Annotated in this window: 25 protein-coding genes; 10 read left to right on the top strand and 15 right to left on the bottom strand. The window is 69.3% G+C overall.

What is annotated here, in order from left to right; translation table 11 throughout:
* Positions 1-58 precede the first annotated feature (58 nt).
* Positions 59-1,123 carry a sulfite oxidase gene (locus QSK17_RS15580; RefSeq protein WP_285705454.1) on the top strand — a complete coding sequence of 355 codons (1,065 nt, stop codon included), beginning with the start codon at positions 59-61 and terminating at the stop codon, positions 1,121-1,123.
* Between the two features lie 76 nt (positions 1,124-1,199).
* Here QSK17_RS15580 and QSK17_RS15575 read toward each other — a convergent pair whose 3' ends face one another.
* Complete coding sequence (locus tag QSK17_RS15575) at positions 1,200-2,465, bottom strand: glutathione-independent formaldehyde dehydrogenase (protein ID WP_285705453.1); 1,266 nt, start codon at positions 2,463-2,465, stop codon at positions 1,200-1,202.
* Positions 2,466-2,687: 222 nt separating this feature from the next.
* On the opposite strand from QSK17_RS15575, the gene QSK17_RS15570 reads away from it, so the two are divergent.
* On the top strand, positions 2,688-4,097 hold the full coding sequence (locus QSK17_RS15570) for a multicopper oxidase family protein (protein ID WP_285705451.1): 1,410 nt from the start codon (positions 2,688-2,690) through the stop codon (positions 4,095-4,097).
* 116 nt (positions 4,098-4,213) lie between these two features.
* Here QSK17_RS15570 and QSK17_RS15565 read toward each other — a convergent pair whose 3' ends face one another.
* The 5 genes from QSK17_RS15565 to QSK17_RS15545 all read right to left on the bottom strand — a co-directional run bounded on the left by QSK17_RS15565 (position 4,214) and on the right by QSK17_RS15545 (position 8,017).
* A complete protein-coding gene (locus QSK17_RS15565; protein WP_285705450.1) occupies positions 4,214-5,599 on the bottom strand; it encodes an MBL fold metallo-hydrolase in 1,386 nt (461 codons plus the stop codon).
* A 102-nt stretch (positions 5,600-5,701) separates the two neighbouring features.
* Positions 5,702-6,067 (bottom strand): thioredoxin family protein, encoded by a 366-nt coding sequence (locus tag QSK17_RS15560; RefSeq protein ID WP_285705449.1) that lies wholly within the window; start codon positions 6,065-6,067, stop codon positions 5,702-5,704.
* A 34-nt stretch (positions 6,068-6,101) separates the two neighbouring features.
* A complete protein-coding gene (locus QSK17_RS15555) occupies positions 6,102-6,992 on the bottom strand; it encodes a sulfite exporter TauE/SafE family protein (RefSeq protein WP_285705448.1) in 891 nt (296 codons plus the stop codon).
* A gap of 78 nt (positions 6,993-7,070) precedes the next feature.
* Complete coding sequence (locus QSK17_RS15550) at positions 7,071-7,664, bottom strand: rhodanese-like domain-containing protein (RefSeq protein WP_285705447.1); 594 nt, start codon at positions 7,662-7,664, stop codon at positions 7,071-7,073.
* Between the two features lie 83 nt (positions 7,665-7,747).
* Positions 7,748-8,017: a metal-sensitive transcriptional regulator gene (locus QSK17_RS15545; RefSeq protein ID WP_285705446.1), complete on the bottom strand. Its 270-nt coding sequence runs from the start codon at positions 8,015-8,017 to the stop codon at positions 7,748-7,750.
* Positions 8,018-8,406: 389 nt separating this feature from the next.
* On the opposite strand from QSK17_RS15545, the gene QSK17_RS15540 reads away from it, so the two are divergent.
* On the top strand, positions 8,407-9,228 hold the full coding sequence (locus tag QSK17_RS15540) for a GNAT family N-acetyltransferase (RefSeq protein WP_285705445.1): 822 nt from the start codon (positions 8,407-8,409) through the stop codon (positions 9,226-9,228).
* A gap of 9 nt (positions 9,229-9,237) precedes the next feature.
* Here the strand turns inward: QSK17_RS15540 and QSK17_RS15535 are convergent, their stop codons facing one another.
* Positions 9,238-10,044, bottom strand: a complete 807-nt coding sequence (locus QSK17_RS15535) for a crotonase/enoyl-CoA hydratase family protein (protein ID WP_285705443.1) — start codon at positions 10,042-10,044, stop codon at positions 9,238-9,240.
* Positions 10,045-10,713: 669 nt separating this feature from the next.
* Entirely contained in the window at positions 10,714-11,001 is a 288-nt protein-coding gene (locus QSK17_RS15530) for a hypothetical protein (RefSeq protein ID WP_285705442.1), read from the bottom strand.
* A 141-nt stretch (positions 11,002-11,142) separates the two neighbouring features.
* Between QSK17_RS15530 and QSK17_RS15525 the strand changes: the two genes are divergently transcribed.
* A complete protein-coding gene (locus QSK17_RS15525) occupies positions 11,143-11,493 on the top strand; it encodes a GNAT family N-acetyltransferase (RefSeq protein ID WP_285705441.1) in 351 nt (116 codons plus the stop codon).
* 90 nt (positions 11,494-11,583) lie between these two features.
* On the opposite strand, the gene QSK17_RS15520 is transcribed toward QSK17_RS15525, so the two are convergent.
* On the bottom strand, positions 11,584-13,191 hold the full coding sequence (locus QSK17_RS15520) for a fatty acyl-CoA synthetase (RefSeq protein ID WP_285705440.1): 1,608 nt from the start codon (positions 13,189-13,191) through the stop codon (positions 11,584-11,586).
* 197 nt (positions 13,192-13,388) lie between these two features.
* Between QSK17_RS15520 and QSK17_RS15515 the strand changes: the two genes are divergently transcribed.
* Positions 13,389-13,943 carry a TetR/AcrR family transcriptional regulator gene (locus QSK17_RS15515; RefSeq protein WP_285705439.1) on the top strand — a complete coding sequence of 185 codons (555 nt, stop codon included), beginning with the start codon at positions 13,389-13,391 and terminating at the stop codon, positions 13,941-13,943.
* 48 nt (positions 13,944-13,991) lie between these two features.
* Positions 13,992-15,542 (top strand): MFS transporter, encoded by a 1,551-nt coding sequence (locus QSK17_RS15510; protein WP_285705438.1) that lies wholly within the window; start codon positions 13,992-13,994, stop codon positions 15,540-15,542.
* 63 nt (positions 15,543-15,605) lie between these two features.
* Here QSK17_RS15510 and QSK17_RS15505 read toward each other — a convergent pair whose 3' ends face one another.
* Positions 15,606-16,415, bottom strand: coding sequence for an LLM class flavin-dependent oxidoreductase (locus QSK17_RS15505; protein WP_285705436.1), 810 nt, complete (start codon positions 16,413-16,415; stop codon positions 15,606-15,608).
* A gap of 363 nt (positions 16,416-16,778) precedes the next feature.
* Here QSK17_RS15505 and QSK17_RS15500 point away from each other — a divergent pair, with 363 nt between their 5' ends.
* Together QSK17_RS15500 and QSK17_RS15495 are read left to right on the top strand one after the other, a co-directional pair.
* The gene (locus QSK17_RS15500; protein WP_285705435.1) at positions 16,779-17,252 is read left to right on the top strand and encodes a DUF8711 family protein; all 474 of its coding nucleotides are present in this window, start codon (positions 16,779-16,781) and stop codon (positions 17,250-17,252) included.
* 209 nt (positions 17,253-17,461) lie between these two features.
* Entirely contained in the window at positions 17,462-17,974 is a 513-nt protein-coding gene (locus QSK17_RS15495) for a DUF6640 family protein (protein ID WP_285705433.1), read from the top strand.
* A 107-nt stretch (positions 17,975-18,081) separates the two neighbouring features.
* Here QSK17_RS15495 and QSK17_RS15490 read toward each other — a convergent pair whose 3' ends face one another.
* Positions 18,082-19,014 carry a pseudouridine-5'-phosphate glycosidase gene (locus tag QSK17_RS15490; protein WP_285705432.1) on the bottom strand — a complete coding sequence of 311 codons (933 nt, stop codon included), beginning with the start codon at positions 19,012-19,014 and terminating at the stop codon, positions 18,082-18,084.
* A gap of 118 nt (positions 19,015-19,132) precedes the next feature.
* Between QSK17_RS15490 and QSK17_RS15485 the strand changes: the two genes are divergently transcribed.
* Both QSK17_RS15485 and QSK17_RS15480 read left to right on the top strand, forming a co-directional pair.
* Positions 19,133-20,026: a LysR family transcriptional regulator gene (locus tag QSK17_RS15485; protein WP_285705431.1), complete on the top strand. Its 894-nt coding sequence runs from the start codon at positions 19,133-19,135 to the stop codon at positions 20,024-20,026.
* Between the two features lie 41 nt (positions 20,027-20,067).
* Positions 20,068-21,306 carry a GNAT family N-acetyltransferase gene (locus QSK17_RS15480; RefSeq protein ID WP_285705430.1) on the top strand — a complete coding sequence of 413 codons (1,239 nt, stop codon included), beginning with the start codon at positions 20,068-20,070 and terminating at the stop codon, positions 21,304-21,306.
* Positions 21,307-21,340: 34 nt separating this feature from the next.
* Here QSK17_RS15480 and QSK17_RS15475 read toward each other — a convergent pair whose 3' ends face one another.
* Genes QSK17_RS15475 through QSK17_RS15460 form a run of 4 tightly spaced genes read right to left on the bottom strand, consistent with a single transcriptional unit; the run spans position 21,341 to position 25,349 of the window.
* Positions 21,341-22,228: a MurR/RpiR family transcriptional regulator gene (locus QSK17_RS15475; RefSeq protein WP_285705429.1), complete on the bottom strand. Its 888-nt coding sequence runs from the start codon at positions 22,226-22,228 to the stop codon at positions 21,341-21,343.
* A 54-nt stretch (positions 22,229-22,282) separates the two neighbouring features.
* On the bottom strand, positions 22,283-23,113 hold the full coding sequence (locus QSK17_RS15470) for a carbohydrate ABC transporter permease (protein ID WP_285705427.1): 831 nt from the start codon (positions 23,111-23,113) through the stop codon (positions 22,283-22,285).
* A complete protein-coding gene (locus tag QSK17_RS15465) occupies positions 23,110-24,078 on the bottom strand; it encodes a carbohydrate ABC transporter permease (protein WP_285705426.1) in 969 nt (322 codons plus the stop codon). Before QSK17_RS15465 ends, QSK17_RS15470 begins: the two co-directional genes overlap by 4 nt.
* The gene (locus QSK17_RS15460) at positions 24,057-25,349 is read right to left on the bottom strand and encodes an extracellular solute-binding protein (RefSeq protein ID WP_285705425.1); all 1,293 of its coding nucleotides are present in this window, start codon (positions 25,347-25,349) and stop codon (positions 24,057-24,059) included. The genes QSK17_RS15465 and QSK17_RS15460 overlap by 22 nt, the downstream gene beginning before the upstream one ends.
* Positions 25,350-25,847: the final 498 nt, after the last annotated feature.

The raw sequence follows: 25,847 nt of genomic DNA, 5'->3' as shown, positions 1-25,847 counted from the left end.
CACGGCCCTCTCTCCGGGGTACCCGGAAAGCATGACGAAGTGGGACAAAAGGGATGACATGCTCGTTCACGAGGAGGAGCCGTTCAACGCAGAGCCGCCCACATACGCCCTGGCGGAGCGGCTGACCACGCCGCTGGACGCTTTCTACAGCCGCAACCACGGTCCCATCCCCCTGACAGACACGGCCACCTGGCGACTGGAGGTGGACGGGCTGGTCGAGCGGCCGTTGCGCCTGTCGCTGGAGGAGTTGCGCTCCCGCTTCCCGGAGCGTGAGGTGATCGCGACGCTGCAATGCGCGGGCAACCGCCGTGCCGAGCTGATCGAGATTCGTGACATTCCGGGCGAGGATCCCTGGAGGTCCGGTGCCATCTCCACGGCTTCCTGGATCGGAGTGGGCCTCGCGGACGTGCTTGCCGAGGCGGGCCTGCGCCCCGAGGCCGCGCACGTCTCCTTCTCTGCGCCGGACGTGGCGCAGGAAGCGGACCCGCCCCAGCCCTACGTCGGCTCCATCCCTGTGGCCAAGGCCACCGCCGGCGAGGTTCTGCTGGCATGGGCGATGAACGGCCATCCCCTGCCCGCCGTCCACGGCGCCCCGCTGCGCGTGATCGTGCCGGGCTGGATCGGTGCCCGCAGCGTGAAATGGCTCGAGCGCATCACCGCCAAGGCCGACCCCTCAGACGGCTACTTCCAGGCCGTCGCGTACCGCATGCTGCCTCCCGACGCCGACCCGTCCCAGTGCGGTCCGGGGGCCGGCATCTCTCTCGGGCCGGTCGCCCTCACCTGCGACATCCTGCGCCCCGAGCACGGCTCTCGGGTGCCTCCCGGACCGACCGAGATCACCGGCTACGCGCTCGCGGGCGACGGCCGCAGCGTCGCGCGAGTGGACGTCTCCCTGGACGCCGGACATACCTGGACTCAGGCGAAATTGGACGCACCGGCAGGTCCCTGGGCCTGGCAGCACTGGCGCACCACCGTCGTCCTGTCCGAGGGCGAGGTGGAGATCGTCGCCCGCGCCTGGGACTGCGCGGGCACCACACAGCCCGAATCACCGGCGACGCTATGGAATCCCAAGGGCTACGCCAACACCTCCTGGGGGCGGCTCCACCTCATCTGCCGCCGCTGACCCCGGTCGCGACATCGCACCTGGTAGGCGTCGGGATCCCCGGCTCCACCAGCGCGTTCGCACCCCCGGTGCGCGGTCACGGCCGCAGGATGGCCTTGATGACTCCGCCGGCGCGCTGGTCGAAGGCCCGGTACAACCCAGGCGCGTCATCGAGCCGGCCATGATGGGTGACCACCACACTGGGACGGGCTCGTCCGGACAGCACGAGATCACGCAGCAGCACCGTGTAGCGACGGTCGTGCGTGCGACCGAACCTCACCGAAACCCCCTTGGAGAAGAAGCTCGCCCACGGCACCGTCAGGCGGCCGTCGGCGTGCCCGCTCGGGGCCGGATGGAGGTCCTTCTCGGCGTAGACACCGATGATGCCCAGATGCCCGGTCGGGTTGATCAGCCGGGCGAGATCGCTGACGACCTGCGTCGGGTTCTCCGCTCCGGGGGTCAGGCGGTCGTGAGCCTGGAATCCCACCGCGTCGATGCCCACCTGGACCCCGCTCATCGCCGCCTCACCGGGCGCCAGGCCACCGGCCCGGCGTAGCTCGCGGATCTGGTCGACCGGATCCCCCTGCCGATAATCGACGGGAACGGCACCGATTTCGCCGGCCTTGTCCAGCCGTTCGGGTACCGCGTCGACGACGTAGACCTCGGCGGCCCCCTTCAGCAAGGAACTGTAGGCCGCGAGCAGGCCGATGGTCCCCGCGCCGAACACCGCGACCGTCGCGCCCGCGGTCACCTCCCCCAACACGGTCGCGTGCCAACCGGTCACGAACGCATCAGCCAGCAACACCAGATCGTCTTCACGATCGTCGCCCGGTTCCCCGGGCACTGGGACGCAGTTGGCGTCGGCGAACGGCACCCGCAGCAGCTCGGCCTGCGCGCCGCGATAGGGCCCCATACCCGCGTAACCGTACGCCGCGCCGAAGCCGCCGGGGCGCACCCGCAGGCAGGCCGCCGACAGTCCCCGCGCGCAGTTGACGCACACTCCGCAATACACGTGGGTCGGAATCACCACCCGGTCCCCCGGCTTGACCATTTCGACCGCGGAACCGACCTGCTCGACGACCCCGAGAGGCTCATGCCCCAGGACCAGCCCCTGGGTGGCTCCCGTGCGCCCGTCGTACATGTGCAGATCGGTCCCGCAGATCGCGCTCGAGCTGATCCGGACGACGACGTCGTCGGGCTCCTCCAGCACCGCGTCGGGGACGTCCTCGACCGCGACCGAGCGGGTGCCGGCGAAGACGACGGCCTTCATACCGGCCGTCCGCTGCTTTTCGTCATCCGAACCCCATCGCTTCACCCGGCGGCCCAGCCGCACACTGATCCCCGGCCTACGCCCCGTAGTCACGACTCCTTGGTCGTCACTCACCGCCATACCCACTCGCTCACCGCCTACGAGTGCTCCGGTGCCACGACGCCTTTTTGGGCGAGGAAATGCCGTTCAACTGCCGCTGAACGGACTTCGGGTGGCGCAGATGGAAAGCCCTGGAAGAGCGCCGCGTACGATGGCCGGGTCAGGTGAATCTGGATCGGGGAGCTTGACGAACGGCATTCACATCGGAGGGGTGTGATGCGAGTTCGACGGAACCTGAACGTCCTCGCCGCAGCCGTGGTTCTCGCCGTCACCATCGCGGCGAGCGGCCACGTCGGCGGCCCTTCACCGCCATCGGCGTCAGAAGGGGTTCCGTTGCGTGACCCGCCGCAACTGGTGAGCCACAACGGGATTCTGCGGGCGCGGCTTGTCGTTGAGCGGCGGCGGGTGGAGGTGGCCGGGCGCACGTTGTCGGCCCTGACCTACAACGGCCACTACATGCCGCCCACGCTGCGGATCCGGCCGGGAGACCGACTGGAGCTGGCGATGGAGAACCGGCTGGGGCCCTACACCAATCTGCACGTGCACGGGCTACACGTGTCGCCGAGCGGCCACTCCGACAACGTCTTCATCCACATCGATCCCGGCCAGACGTTCCACTACGCCTACCGATTCCCGGGCAACCTCAAACCCGGCACCTACTGGTACCACTCACACGCGCATCCGATCTCGGCGCCGCAGGTCGCCGGGGGAATGTCGGGCATCATCGTCGTCGACGGGTTGAAGCAGTATCTGCCGCCGGGCTTGCGTCACATCGAAGAGCACGTCATCGCCTTCAAGGACTTCCAGGTCCAGGGCGACGCGATCAAGACCGAGGATCTGCACATCAGCGCACCGACCAACCGCACGGTCAACGGCCAGCTGAACCCGACCATCCGCATCCGGCCGGGCGAGATCCAGCTCTGGCGGCTGGCCAATGTCAGCGCCAACATCTACTACCGGGTCCGCCTGCAGGGCCAGCCGTTCCAGGTGATCGCCCACGACGCCAACCCCGTCGACCGGATCTGGGCCGCTGACTCGCTCCTCCTCGCGGCCGGTGCCAGGTTCGACGTGCTCGTACGAGGCGGCCCGCCCGGCCGCACCCAGTTGCAGACGCTCCCGTACAGCACCGGGCCCGCCGGCAACAAGTTCCCGCAGGCGACCCTGGCCACCCTGGTCTCCGAAGGAGAGTCGGTACACCCGCCAGCGCTGCCCACGACCGTCTTCGCGCCGACAGAGGACCTGAGCCACGCCGCCGTCGCCGCGCGGCGCACCATCGTGTTCTCCGAGAACAAAGCGGGGACCGAGTTCTACATCAACGGCAAGCAGTTCGACATGAACCGGGTGGACATCCGGTCCAAGCTGAACACGGTCGAGGAGTGGACCGTCCGCAATGACAGCGACGAGGAACACTCCTTCCACGTCCACACCAACGATTTTCAGCTGATGAGCATCAACGGCCAGCCGCATCACGGCCATGGCTGGCAGGACACCGCGAGCATTCTCCCCAGGGGACGGATCGTCATCCGGATCCACTTCCTGAACTACACCGGGAAGACCGTCCTGCACTGCCACATTCTCAATCACGAGGACGCGGGCATGATGGCGGTCCTGGAGATCGTCAAGTGACACCCGGCGGTCGACGAGTCGATGAGGTGTGTTCCACCACGCGCCCATAGGTGTGACGGGTCCGGCCGTTGACGTGGATACCCGCCCCGAGCGGGCGGGTATCCGTGTCTTGCGAGCTATGCCTCGGCGGGCGTGACGGCGCGCTGCCAGGCATCGTAACCGCCGAGCAGGTCGGACACCCGGTCCCGCCCCTGGTGCCTGAGCAGGCTGGCCGCGATGGCCGAGCGCGCGCCGCCCTTGCAGTGGACCACGACAGGACGGTCGGCCGGGATCTCGGAGAGCCGTGCGGGGAGCTCGGCGAGCGGGATGTTCACCGCGGTCTCGATGGCGCCGTTCGCGACCTCCCCCGCGTTGCGCACATCAATGACCGCCGGGGCCTCCGCCCCTTCGAACGCCTCGCGCAGCTCATCGACGGTGACGCGACTCGCCTGGGCGATCTCACCGGGAACGGCGAGGAAGGCGGTCTCAGGCTCGACCAGATATCCGGTGACCGTGTCGAGGCCGATCCTGGCGAGACGGGTGACGATCTCGTCCTCCCGACCCTGCGGGGTGATGACGATGATCTCACTTCCGGGCTTGACGACCGTGCCGGCCCACTCCGCGAAGCGGCCGTCCGCGGGGATGTTGAGCGAGCCGCGCAGATGGCCGAGCGCGAACTCCTGCGCGTCCCTGGCGTCGACGACGACCGCGCCCGCGGCCCGCCTGGCCAGGAACTCCTCCGCCGACAGGGGCCGGGCGTGCGCGTCGACGTCGAACAACTCGTGGTTCTTGCGGTTGAGCACCGCGTCGAACACGAAATAGCCGGGCGCGGGAGGCTGCCCCTCGGTGACGATGGACAGGAACTCCTCCTCGCTCATGGGCGCGCACGCGTAGTTGGTCAGCCGCTGGTGGCCGATCGTCGACTGCCGTTCGGTGGAGAGGTTCTTGCCGCAGGCCGAGCCCGCACCATGCGCGGGGAACACCCGGACCTCGTCCGGAAGGGCCATCAGCTTGCGCTGGACGCTGTCGTACAGCATCCGGCCGAGCTGGTCGGCCGTCATGCCGAGCGAGGCGAGCAGGTCCGGCCGTCCCACATCGCCGATGAACAGCGCGTCACCCGTCAGCACGCCGTACGGCACGGCGTCCGAGGCGTGCTCGTACACCAGGACGCTGATCGACTCCGGCGTGTGGCCGGGCGTCTCGAGGATCTCCAGCACGACCTCGCCCAGCTCGATCCGCTCGCCCTCGGTGAGCTTCCGGATCGGGTACTCGGCCTCGGCGCGATGCCCGTAACCGATCCAGGCGCCGGTGCGCGCGGCCATCTCGAGGTGGCCCGCGATGAAGTCGGCGTGGAAGTGCGTGTTGATCACCTCCTCGATCTTCAGCCCGCGCGCCTCGGCGTCCGCGATGTATTCCGACACGTCACGCCTGGGGTCCACGATCACGGCACGACCGCTCGTCTCGTCCCCGATCAGGTACGAGGCCTGCGACAGGCAGTCCAGGTAGTACTGCGTGAAGATCATGTCCATCCTCCTGTGGTTCAACGAGATTTCAGAAAATACCCCTGGGGGTATGTTGCGGCGACAGGACTTCGGGCCCCGCCCGATCGCGGGGCCTCCGGCCGGTCAGCGCACGGCGGGCCGTCCGGTCACATGACGGCGGATCTCCGCCATGTCGGCCGCCCTGACTTTGGCGACGAGGTCGTCGAGCGCCGCTTCGGACAGGGCTCCCGGCTGGGCGAAGAGCACGATGCCGTCACGGATCGCCACCAGGGTCGGGATCGAGGTGATACGGAACGCGCCCGCCAGCTCCCGCTCCGCCTCCGTGTCGACCTTGCCGAACACGATGTCGGGATTCCGGGCGGCGACCGCCTCGAAGATCGGGGCGAACCGACGGCACGGGCCACACCACGCGGCCCAGAAGTCCACGAACACGATGCCGTCCGAGTCGACCGTCGCGTTCCAGTTGCCCTTGGTCAGTTCTGTGACCATGACGCATTCCTCTCTGTCTCCGGGTGTGTTTGTCTCACCCGTTGGTCAGGTCCGGCAGTCCGCGGGCTCGCACGCCTCGCCGACGCCCCTTGCGTAGAAGTAGGTACGCCACGAGGGCCACGACGACCACGCCGATCGCGACCAGCACGGCGACGCCCCACACCGTGTGGAACAACGCCGGCGGCGCCTGCTGAACCAGCACGAACCCACCCATCACCAGAACGAACCAGCCGAAAGCCTGACGCAACCGGTCCGCCTGAACCCGCCCCGCGAGCCGGCCACCGATCACCCCCCCGACGACCGCGGCCACAGTCACCGGAAGCGCGATCCCCCAGTCGACCTGGACCGTCTGCATGTAGCCGGCGAGCCCGGCGAGCGACTTCATCGCGATGACGACCAGCGACGTGCCCACCGCGACACTCATCGGCATGCCACCCAGCAGCACCAGCGCCGGCACCACCAGGAATCCGCCGCCCGCTCCGACCAGCCCGGTGACCAAACCCACGACGACGCCCTCGACCGCCACGTGCAGGACCGGCAACTCACTGTGTGCCGGACGCCGCTCCGGCGACTTGCGGCCGCGGATCATGGCGGTCGCGGTGGCCACCATCATCAACGCGAACGCGGCCAGCAGCAAAGCCTCGGGCAACCGCGGCCCGATCAACCCGCCACCGTAGGCGCCGACCATGCCCGCCAAGCCGAAGATCAGACCGGTCTTCCAGCGGATGCGCCCCGCCCGGGCATGCCCGACAGCACTGACCGCGCTGGTCACCGCCACGACGAACAGGGACATCGCGATCGCCGACTTGGCCGGGACACCCGCGAAATAGACCAGCAGCGGCACGGTCAGGATCGACCCGCCGCCGCCGAACAGGCCGAGCGTCAGCCCGACCACCACGGCGGCGGCCAAGGTCAAGACGATCATGACACTCCTTTCCTATATACCCGGGGGGGTATATGGCAGACAGACGTCCCCGTCGTTTACGACAGCGGGAAGCCTCGATCAGGCCCTGGAACGCGCGGGCCGGCGAATGCACGCCATCGCCTCGTCCACGTTCACATCCCGGCCCCGGTTGTAGGGCAGCCGGGCGAGCATCATGCCCATGGCGCAGGTGTCGGTCAGTGACGCGAACACCAGACCCCCACCCACGAAGGCCCCCACGAACCGCGCCCCCGGCAGCCACAGGTCGGCCACGATCGACGTGAGCACGATGCCGCCCGCGACCAGCCGGACCTGGCGCTCCAGGCTCCACTTCTGCTTGCCGCGCACCACGGGGGCGCCGGCGGCGATCCATGCGTTCATCCCGCCGTTGAGCACGACGGCATCGGCCAGCCCGGCCCCACAGAGCTTCTCCCGCGCCTGGCCGGCCCGGTTTCCCGACTGGCAGATCAGCACCATCGTCCCCCCGGCGTCCGCGACGATCCGCCGCAACCGAGAACCGATCTGATCGAGGGGCAGGTTGATCGCGCCGTCGATGTGCGCCGAGTCGAACTCCCCCGGCGTACGCACATCGACGAGAAGCACATCCGGGTTCGACGCGATCATGGCACGCGCCGTCGTGACATCGACATCCGAAGAGAGAGGAGTGGTAGCCATCGGTCTTATTCCTTTCACCAACGTGATATACCCCCGGGGGTATGTACCAGCCAAGCCGAAGCGGCCCACAGCGGCAGGGCCGCCTACGCGAGGGCCAGGAACAGCTTCTCCAGCTCGGCCACGCTCATCGGGGGCTCCTCGCCACGCTCCTGCGCGGCCTGGCAGCACCGGAGACCGCTTGCGACGATCTTGAACCCGGCCCGGTCGAGCGCCTTGGAGACGGCGGCGAGCTGGGTCAGCACCTTCGCGCAGTCTTCCCCCGCCTCGATCATCCCGATCACCCCGGCGAGCTGACCATGCGCGCGACGCAGGCGTGTCACCGCGTCACCGACCAACATCTCGTTCATCTCCATGCCCTCAACATACCCGAGGGGGTATCCCTCAGCAAGTCGGCCGAACCCGAGGCGCCGGCCGGGCCGAGCGGACCACGACCACGACCACACACTGCACGGCCCACCCCCCGTCACCCTCGCGAGCCGGGCCGATGGCACGGGCCGTGGTGCGACGTGCTGCTCGGCTCGCCGCGATCTCCCGGCGGTCGCGGCCTCCGGCAGTGGCGGCCCGGGATATGGCCACACGGCTTGTTCCGGCTGCGGTGATGTTGCGGTCGATGGCGCCGGTGTTGGGGTGACGTCCGCCCGCCGAGGGAATGGAGGCGATGGTCTTCCCCTGACGACCTGGAGATGCCGTCGACCGGGAATTCGCGCGCGAGCTGCGAACAGGCATGATGTGATGAACCGCGATGAACGAAACGAAACACTCCATCGGCGGTGACCCTGACCTGCTGGTCAAAATGGAGCAGAACCTTGCCGAACACGCCTGTCACTTGCACCGGCATATGGAGGGCGCGACCGTCACGGAGACGAGCGACCTCCTGATCGCCGACAGCGGCCGGGACGACGACACCTTCAACATCGTCGCATGGGCGCGTCTCACTTCCGACACCGTCACGGCGCGGATCACGCAGACCCTCCAGGCTCTGGCCACCACTCGACGTCCCTTCTCGTGGTGGGTGGGCCCCGCCTCCACACCGGCGAATCTCGCCTCGCTCCTGGAAAACACTGGACTTCAGGCGTCTGAGACCGAGACGGGCATGTGGAAGGACCTACATGCGGCCCCACCCGAGCCACGCGTTGGGGATCTGGACATCCGCCGGGTGACGACCCCAGGGCGACTCGCCGATTACTCGACCGTCCTGGCAGCGAACTGGGACCCACCGGCCGCCACGGTGCGCCGCTTCTTCGCTGATGCCACCAAGTGGGCCCTTGCCCCTGACTGCCCCGCTCGCTACCTGGTCGGCTATGTTGACGGCCGCCCCGTCTGCTCGGCCGAGGTATTCCTCCACGCGGGAGTCGCTGGGATCTACAACATCGCGACCCTGGCGTCCGACCGCCGACGCGGTTACGGCGGCGCCATCACCTTGGCGGCCTTGCACACCGCGTACGACGAGGGCTACCGCACCGTGGTCCTGCAAGCGTCTTCGGACGGAGAACCCGTCTACCGCCGCCTCGGATTCAACTCCTGCGGCTGCTTCACCGAGTACTCCATCGCGCGCGCGCCGTGAACGATCAGCTCACGGGTGGTGGGACTCATGGTGGTCTCCTCTCCGGGTGAAACTTCCGTGCCGACCCGCGCCGGCGGCGAAGCGGGCGGCGCCGGCCACGCCCTCGCGCTCCACGATGGGGACGCCCGCGGCTCCCTCGGCCTGCAGCGCCTCGGCGACGGTCAGATCGAGGCCTGCGTAGGCCGAGGCGCGGTCGGTCAGCACGCACTCGAACGGGAAGGCCGCGATCTGGTCGGCGAGCTCCTGGGCGGCGTCGACCGCCTGACCGGGTTCGACGACCCGGTTGGCCAGTCCCATCGCGAGCGCCTCGTCGGCCTTCACCGGACGGCCGGTCAAGATCAGGTCGAGCGCCCTGCCCAGGCCGATGATTCGAGGCAGGCGGACGGTGCCGCCGTCGATGAGCGGCACCCCCCAACGCCGGCAGAAGACGCCCAGCACCGCGTCGCGCTCCACGATTCGCAGGTCGGCGAGCAGGGCCAGCTCAAGTCCGCCCGCGACGGCGTAGCCGCTGATCGCAGCGATGAGAGGCTTGCCGAGCTGAAGTCGGGTCGGTCCCATGGGGCCGCTGCCGCCGCCGGCTGGGTCGAGCTCGTTACGGCGGGCCGGGTCGCCCACCGCGGTCAAATCGGCTCCGGCGCAGAACGTCCCGCCGGAACCGGCGAGCACCGCCACGCGCTGACCCGGATCGGCCTCGAACTCCTCGAACGCCGCCCGCAGCTCGGCGGCCATCGGGCCGTCGACGGCATTGCGCCGGTCGGGACGGTCCAGCCAGATCGTGGTGGTCGTGCCCTCGACTTCGACACGGACATCAGCCATCACTACCTCCGCAGTCCTACAGTGGAGCAACGGAGTGACCTTATAACGTAGTATGGAAATTTTTGTCTAGGAAGATCAGCTCGATACAGCGACCGACCGTGAACTACGACGGCTGCGGACCATCCCGCCCGCTGCGGGGCGCTACACACGCTCGCGGTCCTCGGGGGCGATACCGTCTTCGTTGTCGGTCGTTCAGCTGGGAAACATCCGCCCCCGATCCTGCCACCGGCGCCGTAGATGACGACGTTCTTGTTCTCCAGCAACATTCTTGTTTCCCCTGCTGTCGATTCCCTGTGGGCGGAAAGAGGCGATGGCGGTCCCGCCCGCCCGAGGTCGTGAGCGGGCAGGACCTCCCATCCGTCGGAAGTCCTGCCCGGCGCGCACGTGAAGGGCTCTTGGCGAGCGCCCCTCACGGGGAGCCGCCCCGCCGCGCCGTTGTGCGACGGCACCGCGAACGCGCTGCGGCGCCGCCGGGCCGCGGCTGTGGTCAGGCCGCTGCCGGGCGACGGGAGGCGGGGCAGAAGCCGGGGTGGGTGCTGCCGGCCGTCTCGAGCAGGTACGAGCCGATAGGCTCGCGGCTCGAGTCAACAGCTCCAAGGCCACCGGAGAAACGCGTGCATCTGCGAGAAGTCCAGAAGCGGGCGTGGGAGAACCAGCTCGCTGAAGGGTTCAACACCACAGACGTCCCCTCGAGGCGGGACGACCGTGATCAAAGCTTCCGATGATCTCCGGGATCTCGATCTTCTGCAGATCGAGATGAACGTTCTGTGGGATGTCGACGACCATGGCCGACTTCGCGGATCTGAAGAGCTGGTTCTCGCCGTAGCCGCTGACGGCATCAGCGCGGCAGTTGCTGACACCGTGTCCGACAGCCTCGCCGGTCAGGTGCTCGACCTTGTCGCCGATACCAGCCCGACAAACCCCGGCCGGGCTCCGGCCGTTCTGGAGCAGTGCCACGCGCTCTTGGATGAGGCCGGGTCAGGTCGGTTGACGGCGACCGGAGGGCCGAGTTACCTGATATCCTCGCCCGTCCGGCTCGAGATCCCTGTCGCGGTGCTCCGATCGGGCAGTCCGACGGATGCTCAGCGCGTCCGCGCCATGCGGCCCGGCAACTGGGAGCCGGAGGAGTGGGAGGAACTCGTCGGCGGTGGCGAAGGAGCGCCGTGGTCGATGATCATCGAGGGAGATCAGGTGGTCTCCATCTGCCACACCCCGCGTAGAACGTCCGCGGGTGCCGAGGCGGGCACCTGGACCTCCCCCGCGTTCCGTGGCCGCGGCTACGCGGCAGCGACCACCGCGGCCTGGGCCGACCTGCTCTCCACGGAGTGTCCCCACCTGTTCTACAGCACGAGCGCGGACAACCATTCCTCCCAGCGTGTGGCCGAACGACTCGGACTACGCCACATCGGCTGGCTCTGGAAGCTCACACGGACTCCAGCCCCCGGCTGACCACAGCGCTCAGTTCGGAGGCGGTCACGCCGCCGCCGTAAGAGCGTGCCGTGACGAACCAGGCGTAGGAGCTCGGGGCGGCGGCCGGAGTCAGCGGCCGGCGCCCGGGATCCGGCCGGCGAGGCCGGCGTGCAGGTCCCGCAGCTCGCGCTTAAGGATCTTGCCGCTCGGGTTCTTCGGGAGCGCGTCGACGAACGCGATCGCCTTGGGCACCTTGAAGGCGGCCAGCCGCGACCGCGTGTGGGCCCGCAGTTCCTCCTCGGTGACGGCCGTGCCCAGCTTGGCCACCACGATCGCGACGACCGCCTCGATCCAGCTGGGGTGCCTGACCCCGACGACCGCGACCTCGGCGACGGCGGGGTGCTCGTAGATGACCTCCTCGACCTCCCGGCTGGCGACGTTCTCACCGCCGGTCTTGATCATGTCCTTGATCCGGTCGACGACCGTGAGGTACCCCTCCTCGTCCATCACCCCCAGATCGCCGGAGTGGAACCAGCCGCCGCGGAAGGCCTCGGCGGTCTTCTCCGGGTCGTCCAGGTAACCGAGGATGGCATGCGGGCTCCGGTGGACGATCTCCCCGACCTCCCCCGGGGGCACGTCGTTGCCGTCAATGTCCACGACCCGGGTCTCGACGTTCAGGGCGGCCTGGCCGGCCGAGCCCGCCTTGCGGATCTGGTCCTCCGGTTGAAGCATGACCGCGACCGGGGCCATCTCGGTCTGGCCGTAGAAGTTCCACAGGCGCACGCCGGGCAGCCGCTCGCCGATCTCCCTGAGCACCTCGACCGGCATGATGGCCGCGCCGTAGTAGCCCTTCCTGAGGGAGGAGAGATCGCGCCGGTCGAAGTCCGGGTGGCGCAGGAGGGAGATCCACACGGTCGGCGGAGCGAAGAACTTCGTCACCCGGTGGCGCTCCATCGCCTCCAGCACGGCGGCGGGGTCGGGGCCGGGCAGGATATGGCTGACCGCTCCAAGTTGGATGTCCGGCACCAGGAAGCAGTGCTGCTGCGCGCAGTGGAACAGCGGCATGGCGTGCAGCTCGACATCGTGGCGATCCATGCCGCCGTCGATGACGCAACTGCTGTACTGCGCGATCAGTGCGGCGTGGGACAGCACCGCGCCCTTCGGACGCGATTCCGTTCCGGAGGTGTAGAGGACCTGGGCGGGGTCGTCGGCGCCGATGAGGACGGCCGGATCCTCGGCGGCCTCGTGAGCGAGCAGCGTGCTGAACGGCTCCCACTCGTCGGCGTCCCCGTACACGACGCGGATCCGGAGGCGGTCGGCCGCCTTGACCGCGTCCCGCGCCACGGGAAGGAGCGCGTCCTGCGCGATCAGTGCGACGGCGGACGAGTGCGCGAGCACGTAGCCGACCTCGTCGGCCCCGAGCATGAAGTTGATCGGCACGAGGACCGCTCCGGCGCGGGCGACCCCGAAGATCGTCTGCACGTATTCCACGCTGTTGCGCGAGAGCACCGCGACCCGCTCACCCGGCCGCACACCTCTCGCGATCAGCGCGGCGGCCACCCGGGAGGCGTCCTCGTCCAGCTCGGCGAAGGTACGGCTGGTCCTCCCGTCCGAGACGGCGAGCCGGCGGGGATGGCGTCTGGCGGAGCGGCGCAGCAGGTCAGCGAGAGACTGTCTGCGGGCGAGGGCGACGTCCACCGCCGCTTCCGAGGGAGCCGAGAGTCCAGCGAAAGACATGAAGTTCTCCAACCGGCGCAACAGACGAAACTTCGATAGAGCGTAGTGACTTACGCCACTTTTGAGGAGATCTGTACGGGCCGGAAGCCGCCGCACAGGCCGCGCGCGGCGCCCGCCGCCCTCCCTTGATCGCCCCCCACCGCGCCAAAACACGTTGAATTGAGACATCAATGTCTCACATGAGGTATATTTGTCTCATGGCGTTCGATCGTGACCACGTACTCCGCTGCGCGGCGGACCTGCTCTCGCGCAAGGCGACCGCCACCCAGGACGAGATCGCCAAGGCCGCCGGGATCAGCCGCGCCACCCTGCACCGGCACTTCGCCGGGCGGGACGCGCTCATCCGCGCCCTTGAGGAACTCGGCATGCGCCAGCTCCAGGAGGTCGTGGACCAGGCCCGGCTGGACGACGGCAGTGCCACCGAGGCGCTGGTACGGCTGGTCGAGGCCAGCCGCCCGGTCGCGAGCTTCCTCGCCTTCCTGTCCACCGAGAACCAGCTCTTCGAGGGCGAGGAGCTCAACGAGGGCTGGCAGCTGATCGACGTCCGGATCGCCGCGCTGTTCAAGCGCGGCCAGGAGTCCGGCGAGTTCCGCATCGACCTCTCCCCGGTCTGGCTCATCGAAGCCCTCTACGGGCTCATCTCCGCCGCCGCCTGGACCATCCAGCTCGGCAAGACCGCACCCCGCGACTACACCGCGATGATCACCGGGTTGATGCTGGGCGGCCTCGAACGCCGCACCCCGCAGCCCTGATCGCGGCGGCGCTCACGACCCCCACCCTGTCGAAGGACAAACCGCACCATGACCACCGTTTCGCGGCCGACACCGGAGCCGACCGAGCGGTACGACAAGCACCCCGGCCGCTGGGCCGCGCTCGGCGTGCTCGTACTCGCCGTACTCCTGGTCGCCGTCGACGCGACGGTCCTCGCCCTGGCCACCCCGTTCATCAGCGAGGCCCTCAAGCCGTCCGGCGTCCAGTTGCTGTGGATCGGCGACGTCTACTCGTTCGTCATCGCCGGCCTACTCGTCTCCATGGGCAGCCTCGGTGACCGCATCGGCCGCAAGAAGCTCCTGCTGGCCGGCGCCACCGCCTTCGGCGCCGCCTCGCTGCTCAACGCCTACGCCACCAGCCCCGAACTGCTGATCGCCGCCCGCGCCCTGCTGGGCGTGGCCGGAGCGACGCTGATGCCCTCCACCCTCGCGCTGATCCGCAACATCTTCTCCGACCCACGTGAGCGCTCCCTCGCCATCGGCATCTGGGGTTCCAGCGCCTCGGCCGGGGCGGCCCTCGGTCCGCTGGCGGGCGGATTCCTGCTGGAGCACTTCTGGTGGGGTTCGGTCTTCCTCATCAACCTGCCGGTGATGGCCCTCCTGGTCCTGGTCGGCGCGAAGCTGCTGCCCGAGTCGAAGAACCCCGCACCCGGACCGTGGGACCTGCCCAGCGTCGGTCTCTCGCTCGTCGGCATGATCGGTGTGGTGTACGCGATCAAGAACGCCGCGTCGCACGGCTGGTCGACGCAGGTCGGCGTGGCCGGCGCGGTCGGTGCCGCCGCCCTGGTCTGGTTCGTCCGCCGGCAGAAGAGCCTCGCCGCACCACTGATCGACGTCCGCCTCTTCCGCCACCGCGGCTTCTCCGCGGTCGTCGCCTGTGACCTCTTTGCCGTACTGGGCCTGACCGGGCTGGTCTTCTTCCTCTCCCAGTTCCTCCAGCTCGTCCAGGGCCTCTCGCCGCTCCAGGCGGGCATCGCCGAGCTGCCCGCCACCGCGGGCGCCGTACTCACCGGACTGCTGGCCGGAGCGGCGGTCCGCCGGACCTCGGTCCGCGCCGTCATCTCCGGCGGACTCGCCGGCATCGGCGTCGCCCTGCTCCTGCTGACCAGGCTCGAACCGAGCACCGGCTACGGGCTGCTGCTCACCACGCTGCTCCTGGTCGGCGTCGGCGCGGGCCTCGCCTTCACCACCACCGCCGACGTGATCGTCTCCAGCGTCCCGAAGGAGCAGGCGGGCGCCGCCTCCGCCGTCGCCGAGACCGCCTACGAGCTCGGCGCGGCGCTCGGCATCGCCGTCCTCGGCTCCATCGTGAACGGCGTCTACCAGGGCTTCACCACCCCGCCCGGCATCTCGCCCGCAATCGCCGAGGCCGCGCACGCCTCCATAGGGGGCGCGGCGGAGGCCGCCGCCTCACTCGGCGGAGCCGACGGCCACGCCCTCCTGACCGCCGCCCAGGACGCCTTCACCGCGGGCCTGGCCAGTACGGCTGCCGCCGGCGCGGTGGTCCTCCTGGCCACCGCCCTGGCCGCCTGGTTCCTCCTCAAGGGACAACGGCAGGGCAGCGCCGCGGACCACCACTGAGACCCGGTCGACAGCAGGACGTGTCCGGTTCCGGCGCCACCGGCGAGCATCCTGGACGCGGCGCTACGGCGCGGGTGGGCCCGCCTTGACGCGCTGCATCAGCCGTTCCACTGAGCCCCGGTAGCTGTGGAGGTGCTCCAGCCACCACGTGGCGCCCGCCTCGGCATAGGCCCGCACCGCTGAGCCGGGCTCGCTCACCCCGATGACCGCCACGTCGAGGTCACCCGCGGTAGCCCGGTGCCGGCGCAGCTCGGTGACCTGAGCGGCCAGGGAGTCGGGCGAAAGCGTCATGCGGCCCTCCTGGTCATCTCCGGCGACGATCCAGCCGTCCCAGCGTGCGGCACGCCGAAGGGCGCCCGGCGCCGTGCCGCCGACCCACACCGGGACCCGGGGCCGCTGGATGGGCAGCGGCGCGAGCCGCACCCCGTCGACGGTGTAACAAGCGCCCCGGTGGTGCACCTCGTCACCGGACCAGAGCGAGCTCATCACGTCGAGTGCCTCGTCGAGCACGACCCCGCCGGGACGCGCTGAGCCGAAGGCGGTGAACTCCCGCGTCACGCCGCCCAGCCCGGCGCCCAGGATCGCGCGGCCGCCGCTCAGCCTGTCGAGCGTCGCCACGGTCTGGGCCAGCCTCTCCGGGCGGTGCCGGGCCACGGCCGTCACCGCCGTGCCCAGCCTGATTCGCGAGGTCGCCTGGGCCACGGCGGCCAGCGCCACCCATGGGTCGGCCGACGGCATGCCCCAGGCGAAGGCCAGATGGTCCCACACCAGCACGGCGTCCCACCCGGCGGCCTCGGCCTCCCGGGCGAGGGTGACCAGGCGTGCCGGATCTGCAAGGTCACCGAGGATCGCGACGTCGATGCCGTAACGCATGCCCCCACCCAAGCACTCGGCACCGACAGTTCCCGGGGTGCCGCCGACCGTACCGCTCGTCTGGCAGCACCCCGGAATGTAGAGGTGCTTGAAGCCCCGTCCGGCGGCCCCTCCCGTCGTCTCCGGCGAGAGGCCCGGGGCGCACGCATGAGCTGCCGATATCCGTGCTGACACGGATCACTCTCAGCCACTGGCGGGCCAGGCTTGAGGACCGTGGCACCTGCGTCCACCGGTCTGACTCCAGCGATTTTCCCCGACCTCGGCCCGTCCGCCGTGTTCACTGGGTGACAGGCCTTTGAAAGCGAGCCTCAAGGGAGCGCGTGAAAGCTCCTTCTCAGTGACGAAACATCGGAAGGACCACCAATGAGCAACCTCCGGAAGACCCTCACAGCCGTCGCGGCGATCGTGCTCGTCTCCCTCACCGCGGCCTGCAACACCACCGACGGCGGCGGCGGCGGCAAGAGCGGAGAAGGCAAGCCGGCCGGCGTCAGCAAGGTCGCAGGCGGCGCCGACGACAGTGGCACCGACGACGGTACGAAAGGTGTCGCGGGCGGCCCGGGCAACCCGGCGATCTGTGCCGAGGCGGTCGCCGCGACGGGCGACTTCATGGCCAAGGTGATGGCGGCGCCCACCGACCACGAGAGCATGAACAAGGCGATCTCGGGCCACGCCGACACACTCAAGAAGCTCTCCGAGCGGGCCGACGGTGGTCTCAAGGCGGCCCTGTCCGAGATGGTCGACGCGTTCTCCCAGCTCGACGTCGGCTCCGCCACGGCGAGCGAAATCAGCAAGAAGGTCAACCTGGCCAGCAAGAAGCTCCTGGCCGCCTGCTCCTGACCCCGCAGGCCTCCAGGCGTGCGGCCGACCAGGGCGCTCCCGACGTGGTCGTGTACGGCCGGGGGTTCCCCACCCAGGGACCGCGGAGAGTTTGCCGTCCGGGCGGCGTAATCGGCCAACATGAGGGGAGGCCACAGCGGAGGGCGGACCGCAGGGGCCCGCCACTGCTTCGCCGAACGCCGTCTGGCCAGGCACTCCCGGAGGACACAATGGCGAGAGTCGGTCAGCTGCTCGTGACAGCCGCCGTCCTGGGCACTGGGATCAGCCATGCCCTGGCGGACCTGAACCGCACGCACGTCTTCAACCCCCGCTGGACGCCGCACGCCCGCTTCCACGCGGCGTCGGCCGTCGCGACCGACGTGGGCTGGTCAATCGCCGCGCTGTGGCTGCTGTGGCGACCGGGAACACGTCGAGAACGGGATCTCGCGCTGAAGGTCGCTGCACTGCATCCGATCCTCACCTATGCGCCCTTCTACATCGCGGTCGCGCTGCCGGGATCCGAGGCCGAGGACGAGCCCGGGCAGATACCGCGTGTCGCCGGAGTGCCGGTGAACCTGTTCGTGGCCGGTGTCGCGTCGGGTCTGTCGGTACTCGGATATCTGCTGGCCCGTGCCGACGATCGCCGGAGCAGGCCCTTGGCGCCATCGTCGAATGCCCGCTCGACCGCGGGCATCCACCCTGGCGAGGTTCGTGACCACGAAGCTCTGGCAGCGGGAACGTGACGACCGGCGCCCACCCTCGTACCCGCCGCCGAACCGCGGCGTGAATGACTCCCGAACCGGGGCCGCACACTCGTTCACCGCGAGATCGTCAGAAAAGCACCGGTCACCTAGGTCCGGTCCCGCGCCGTCTCCGCGGACAGCGCCGCCGCGACCCTGGCGCCGAGGGTGACGTTGCCGCGGTAGACGTCCACGTTGACCTCCAGGCTGCGGCCGCCGGTGTCCCGCTGAATGAATTCGAGCAGGAACGGCGTCGCGGCGTTGCCGTTGATCCCCTGCCTGTCGGCCTCCGCCCACGCGCGTCGCAGCACGTCGTCGAGCACGTCCGGCGGCAGTTGCCGCGACTCGTCGACGGGGTTGGCGAGCAGGACCGCCTGCCGCAGCCCCAGTTCGTCGCGGGCGGAGATGATCCTCGCGGCCTCCTCGGGAGAGTTCACCGAATAATGCAGCTCATATCCGGAGTCCGAGATGTAGAAGCCGGGGTAGCGGCGCGTCCCGTACCCGATGACGGGGATGTTCAGCGTTTCGAACCGCTCCAGGGTCGCCCCGATGTCGAGGATCGACTTCACGCCCGCGCTGATGATCGTGATGGGCGTCACGGCGAGCGTCGTCAGATCCGCGGACTCGTCGAACGTCTCGGAGGCGCCGCGGTGGACGCCGCCGAGCCCGCCGGTCGCGAAGACCCGCACGCCGACCCGGTTCGCGAGGTAGGCGGTCGCCGCGACGGTCGTCCCGCCGTGCCGCCCGAGCCCGGCTACCACGGGCAGGTCGCGGAGGCTCACCTTGTCGATGTCGTCGGCCTCCGACAGCGCCGCGATCTGCTCGGCGGTCAGCCCGACCGTGGGGACGCCGTCGTAGACGCCGACCGTCGCGGGGACCGCTCCCTCCGCCCGGATCCGCTCCTCCGCTTCGAGGGCGACCGTCAGGTTCCGGGGCCGAGGAAGGCCGTGGGTGAAGATCGTGGATTCGAGCGCGACGACCGGCGCGCCGGTCTCCACCGCGCGCGTGATCTCATCGGAGACGTGGATCGCAAGACGTGACATACGTTCAGACCTTCTTCGAGTCGCCCACAGAGCGTGGCGTGAGCACGGGCTTCACAGGCTAGGGAGGCGTGCACTCAAGAACCAGAATGAAAAACTCGGGCTGCGATAGCTTCACGCTATGAAGTTCACTCTCAGGCAGGTCGAAGTCTTTCTCGCCGTCGCCGACTGCCTCCACTTCGGGCGTGCCGCGGAGAAGCTGCACATCTCCCAGCCCACGGTGAGCCAGGAGGTCGCCCGACTGGAACGGGCCGTCGGTCTCGCCCTCCTCGACCGCAGCCGCCGCACGGTCACCCTGACCCCGGCGGGCAGGGTCATGGCGTCCGAGGGCCGCCTGCTCCTCGACCGGGCGGGCTCCCTCATCGGGAAGGTCCTGCTCCATGAGGAATCGAGGTTGAACACCGCTCGCCTCGTGGCGTCCCCAAGCGTCGTGAACCGCCTGCTCCCAGCCGTCCTGAGCCAGGCGGAGATCGACCTTCCCACCCTCAAGATCGATGACATGGCCGTCGAGACCGGCGCCGTCTCATCGGCTCTCGCGGCCGAGCTCGCCGACATCGGCCTGGGACGGTTCCTCGACGACATGCCCGGCTTCCGCAAGGAGACGATCGCCGACGAGCCGGTCTTCGTCGCGATCAGCCGCGAACATCCGGCGGCCAGGCTGCCGGGCGTCGCCCTCCGCGACCTCGCGGACGTTCCCCTGCTCCTGTGGCCGAGAGAGCAGCATCCGAAGTACTACGACTTCGTCCTCGCGATGTGCGCCGACCGCGGGCTCGAACCGCACGTGCTCGTGAGCCCGCCCAGGATCGTCGGCTCCCGGCTCTACCTCCTGTCGCAGGGGCGGGCGTTCTCCCTCGTGCCGGGATCGACGACCGGCCACCTGTCCGAGAACGTCGTCGCGGTTCCGCTGCAGGAGCGGGCGACGCTTCCCCTGGAGATGCAGTGGCGGTCGGACGACCGGCGTCCGCAACTCCTCGCGCTGCGCGAGCTCATCCGCGGAAAGGGAGCGGAGCTCTAAGACCATGGACGATGCGGCCCAGACGATGCGATAGTCCCCCCGTGACCGCGACCACAGGCTTCCCCGCACCCATCTCACTGGCCGACGGCCTCGTGCTGCGACAGGCACAGCCCGCAGACCTCGACCAGATCGGCACGCTCCTCGCCGAACGCGGTGAACCGGCCGACGCGCTCGACCACCGGCTGGTCGTCACAGACCCCGACGCCGGCTGGTCCGCCTGCGCCGTGGTCGTCGACGGCGACCGGGTCGTCTCCACCGCGACGCTCCTCGACGAAGAGGTGCGCATCGGCAGCGTCCACCTGCCCGCCGGGCAGGTCGAACTGGTTGCCACCGACCGCGAGTACGAAGGACGCGGACTCGTACGGGCGCTCATGCGATGGGCCCACGACCGCTCCGCCGCCCGCGGCCACGTCATGCAGGCGATGATCGGGATCCCGTACTTCTACCGGCTGTTCGGCTACGAGTACGCCATCGACATACCGCCGGCGCAGACCGTGCGCACACCACCGCCCGGCGAGGGAACACCCGCACTCCGCGCCGCCCGGCCCTCCGAGATCCCCGCCATGGCGGCCCTGCAGGACGCGACCCAGAGCCGGTTCGACGTGGCCATGCCGCACTCGGCGGCATGCTGGCGATGGCTGCTGGCCCACGAGGCGAGCAACCTCTGGGTCCTCGAGCAGGCCGACGCCGTCGTCGCCGTCGGACGCACCACGCCCCCCGACGACGGGGTGCTCCTGGCCGAGGCCGCCGCACGCGACGAGGCGGCGGCGCGGGATCTGCTCCGTGGCGTCGCCGCCCTGGTACCCGACAGCGAGGTGCGGGTCGTCCATCGGGCCGGCACAGTGACCGCCACCGCCTGGCAGGAGTTCCTCGACTACGAACCGCGTAAGCAGGCGGAGCAGTACTACGTCCGCATCCCGGACGTCGCGGCGCTCCTCGGTCGGCTGCGGCCGCTGCTCTGGCACCGCCTCACCACAGCCGGGATGGATCGCACCGGCCGCGACATCGTCATCTCCACCTTCGGCGCCCACTACCGGATCCCGGTCCACGCGGACGGCCTCGGCGAGGTCGTCGCCGGCGGCGCGATGCAGAGTCCCGGAATCGTGGGAGGCGCCGGAGTGGCGCCCGACTACCTGCCCGCCCTGCTGTTCGGCCCGCACGGCATCGAGGGGCTGACCCGGATCCGGCCGGACGTCTACGCCAGGAGGGAGGAGGAGCTGTTCCAGGCACTCTTCCCACCGCTCACCGCCGATCTGCTCACCTACTACCTGCCGTACTAGGCCTGTTCGGGATTCGGATCGCGGCCGGCCGCACTCACTTGCGCCGGCGGCTGCTGATCGCGCGGTAGGTGTCCTCCAGTGCGGTGAGGGTCTCGTCGTACGTGCGCTGGGCGGCCACCCCGACGAAGAGGCAGTCGATGACGGTGAGCTGGGCGATCCTGCTGCCCATCGCGCCGAAGCGGAACGGGGTCTCGCGGGCCGCGGTCTTCAGCACGATGTCGGCCAGCTCGGTGATCGGCGAGGGGTGGAAGTTCGTGATCGCGATCGTGGTCGCCCCATGGTCGGCGGCGAGCTGCAGCGCATCCAGGACGTCGACTGTGGTGCCGGTGTGCGAGATGCCGATCGCGACATCGCCCGTGCGCAGCAGCGCTGCCGAGGTGAGCGCGCTGTGGAAGTCCCGCCAGGCGGACGCCATCAGGCCGATCCGGTGCAGTTTCTGGTGCAGGTCGGCCGCGACGAAGCCGCTCGCCCCGGCGCCGTAGAGATCCACCCGGCGGGCCTCGACGATCGCGTTGACCGCGCGCTCCAGGGCGGCGACGTCGAGGTGCTCGGCGGTCTCCGCCACCGCGCGGGAGTCGCTGTAGCCGATCTTGGCGACGATCTCCTCCAGCGGGTCGTCGGCGCTGATGTCGCCGTCGAGCGGGCGGGCGCCGCCGGCACGCGAAGCCTCCAGGGTCGCCTCGCGGGCGAGCGCGAGGCGCAGCTCGCGGTAGCCGCGCAGCCCCATGGCCCGGCAGAACCGCAGCACCGTGGTCTCCGAGGTGCCGCATTCTCGGGCGAGCACGCCGATCGGCCGGTCGGCGACGCCTTGGGGATCGGCCAGCACCGCGTGCGCGACCCGTTGCTCGGAGGGCCGCAGAGACGGGATCGCGCCGCGCAACCGCACCAGGATGCCGCTCGAGTAGTCGCCGCCGGGGTCCACGCCGCCTCCGTCGAAGTCTCTAACATGTACAGCGCAAATGGTGCAGGTCATTTCCTACTTGCTCATACCGGCGGTCAGCCCCGCGATGATCTGCTTGGTCGCGAGGACGAAGAGCACGAAGAGCGGCGCCGTAGCGAGGACCAGCCCGGCGAACAGCGCCGACCAGTCGGTCGTGTACTCGCCGAAGAACTGCGACAACCCGCGCGGGATCGTGAACTTCTCGTCGGAGCGCAGCAGCACCAGCGGGTAGAGGAACTCATGCCACAGCGGCACGAACTGGAACAACATCACCGACGCCAGCGCGGGCCGCACCAGCGGCAGCATGATCTGCCCGAAGATCCGGAACTCGCCGGCCCCGTCGAGCCGAGCCGCCTCGTCCAGCTCACCGGGCAGGGAACGGTAGAACGCCGACAGCACGAAGATGCAGAACGGCACCCCGGACGCGGCGTACAGCAGCGTGAGCCCGAGCAGCGAGTCGATCAACCCCATGGAGTCCATGAGGTAGAAGATCGGCACCAGGCCCAGCCGGATCGGCAGCATCAGCCCGGCCAGGAAGTACGCCCCGAGCACGCGGTTGCCGAAGAAGTCGTAGCGGGCCAGCGGGTAGGCCGCCAGCGCGGAGACCACCGTGCCGAGCAGCACCGCGCCGCAGGTGACGATCAGCGAGTTCAGGAAGTACGTGCTGAACGACGCGTCCGTCCACACCCGGAGGTAACTGTCCAGCGTGGGGGACGTCGGCAGCCCCAGTGGCGCGGTGAAGATCTCACTGGTCGGCCGCAGCGAATTGAACAGCATGACGACCAGCGGCAGCAGCGCGACGACCGCGTACCCCCACAGCAGCAGGTGGACGGCGACCCGCCCCGGAGCCCGGCGCGCGGACGTCACACCAGCCTCCTTTCGCGGCGGCGGAAGTACGAGGTCGCCAGCAGCGACACCCCGAAGATGAACACGAACATCAGCACGGCGAGCGCCGACGACCGCCCGATCGCCTCCACGCCGCCCTCCACGAACGCGACCCGGTAGAACAGCAGACCGAGCACGTCGGTCGAACCCGCCGGGGATCCGGTCGACCCGGCCATCGCGTAGACCAGCCCGAAGGCGTTGAAGTTGCCGATGAACGTCAGCACGCTCACCACGCCGATCGCCGGAGTGAGCAGCGGCAGCGTCACCCGCCGGAACGCCTGCCAGGCCGAGGCCCCGTCGACCCGGGCCGCCTCGTGGTACTCGGCCGGGATTCCGGCGAGCGCGGCGGAGAACAGCAGCATGGGGAAGCCCACCCACTGCCACGCGTTGACCAGGATGACGATCGGCAGCGCCGTACGTGTGTCGCCCAGCCAGGGCAACGCCCACGAGTCCAGCCCGACCGCCTCAAGCAGCGCGTTGACCGGGCCGAACGTCGGGTTGAGCAGCAGGCTCCACAGGTAGCCGACGACCAGCGGGTCCACCAGGTACGGGGTGGTGAACGCGGCCTGCAGGAACCGCCTGCCGCGGCCGTACTGGAACAGCAGGAGGGCGAAGAGCAGCCCGACCGTGTTCTGGATCACCATGGTCCCGACGAAGAACAGCGCGTTGTGCGCGAACGCCCGCCACAGTTGCTGGTCGTACGGGTAGATGCTGAGCAGGTCCCGGTAGTTGTCGAGCCCGGCGAACCCCATCTGCCGGATCCCGCGCCACTTGAAGAAGCTGTAGTCGAGCGCGCTGACCAGCGGATAGATCATGAAGACCGAGTAGAGCAGGAGCGCGGGGAGCAGGAAGACGGCCAGCACCCGCCACCGCGGCACGTACCGGCGACCGGCGCCGGTACGTGCCGCGCGACGTCGAGGAGCGCTCAGTTCCCCGGCTTGAACCACTGCTCGACACCCTTCTGCACGCTCTCGGCGACCGCCTCGGGGTCGGTCTGACCCGCGAGCATCTTCTGCACCTCGTCCCGGAAGACCGCGTCACCGTTCGGCTGGCCGTACCGGAAGTTGACGAGCAGCATGTACGGCGCGCCGTTGCCGGCGTAGTTCTTGGCCATCTCGGCCAGCAGCGGGTCCGACGGCGTGACCCCGGGGACCGCGGACAGCTGCTTCAGCTCGGTCGCGTAGAGCTGCCCGAACTCCGGCGTCGCCATCCAGTTGACCAGTTCGAGCGCCTCGGCCTGGTGGGCCGACTTGGCGTTGACGCCGAACGAGCCGTCGGCCCAGCCCGGCGTGACGGGCGTGGTCACCGGTGAGCCGGGCGGCGGCGGCGCCTGGAAGACGCCGACCTCCAGGCTCGGGTTGGCCGCGAGCACGGGCGCCAGGTCGAAGCTGCCCGTCGGGTACATCGCGGCCTTCCCGGTGGCGAACAGCGCCTGGACGTCGGGGATCTTGACGGCCACCACGTCCTTGGGGAAGTACGGCTCCAGGTCCTTGATCAGCTTGATCGAGGCCGTGAAGTCGGGGTCGGTGAATTTCTTCTCGCCGCCGACCAGCGCGTCCCGGAACGCGGTGCTGCCGTAGCGGGCGTTGCCGAAGATCTCGTGGACGATCGGCAGCGTCCAGGTGGAATCGGGCCCGGCCGCGACGGCGAACGGCGTGATCCCGGCCGACTTCAGCTTCTTGGCCGCCGCGATCATTTCGTCCCAGGTGGCGGGGGGCTGGATGCCGTTGTCGCTGAACAGCTTCTTGTTGTAGAGCACCTGGAGCGTCTGATAGGCGAACGGCACACCGTAGATCTTGCCGTCGGTGTGACCCTTGGCGCCTTCCAGCAGTTTGGCGTCGAAGCCGGACAGCGCCTCCACCTTGCCGTCCAGCGGGAGGAGCTGGTCCGCCTCGACCAGCGGCTGGAGCCCGCCGTACGCCCGGAGCTGGGCGACGTCGGGACCGCCGCTGCTGGACAGGCCCGTCGCCAGGATGTTGTTGTACTCGGTGGCCTGGAACGGCTTGAACTCGACGTGAATCTTCGGGTGCGACTCCTCGAACTTGGCGAGGATCTTCTCGTACGCCTTGACGTCCTCCACACGCCACGACCACAGACTCAGCGTGACCTTGTCAGTGCCCGCCTTGTCGCCCTGGTCGGACGCGCCGCCACCGGGCGCGCACGCCGCCAGCGCCACCGCGAGTACCCCGATCGCCCCCGCGATCCACCTTCTCCTCATGGAACTTCCTTTCGGCTCGTAACCAGTTCGGCGAGCGCAGCGCGGACCCTGCCGTCTGCGGCCTGTAGTGCGATCCGCGCCTCTTCCACGGGGGCGTCGGCGAGGAGGCAGACCAGGGCGACCTTCAGGTTCCCCTCTGCCGCAGTGGGCGTTTCGGCGCGCTGCGCCTCGGTGCACGCATCTGTCGTCCAGCCCTTCGCATGAAGGTAAATGCCATGCAAAGTCACAGCATTGTTCGGAAGTTACTTACATATGGCTGGATGGTCAATGCTTTTCGACGGGGCCGCGCGCTTCTTCAGCCCGCCCGGCTTGTACACAGGGCGCAGACGTGCACCGAATTACCGAATTCACACCACACGTGCTCATTTCAGACCCCGCTGGCCAACCCCTCGACGCAGAGTGGCTCGAGGGGTCGGCCCATAGCCGCTCAAGCGTTGACCCATTCGGCGGGCGGTGCGGGACCTTGGGCCGCGGATCCGGATGGCCCTTCGACCCGCC

This window comes from Microtetraspora sp. NBRC 16547 (assembly GCF_030268965.1).
Taxonomy (GTDB): Bacteria; Actinomycetota; Actinomycetes; order Streptosporangiales; family Streptosporangiaceae; genus Microtetraspora.
This window is presented reverse-complemented; position numbering and strand designations above follow the sequence as displayed.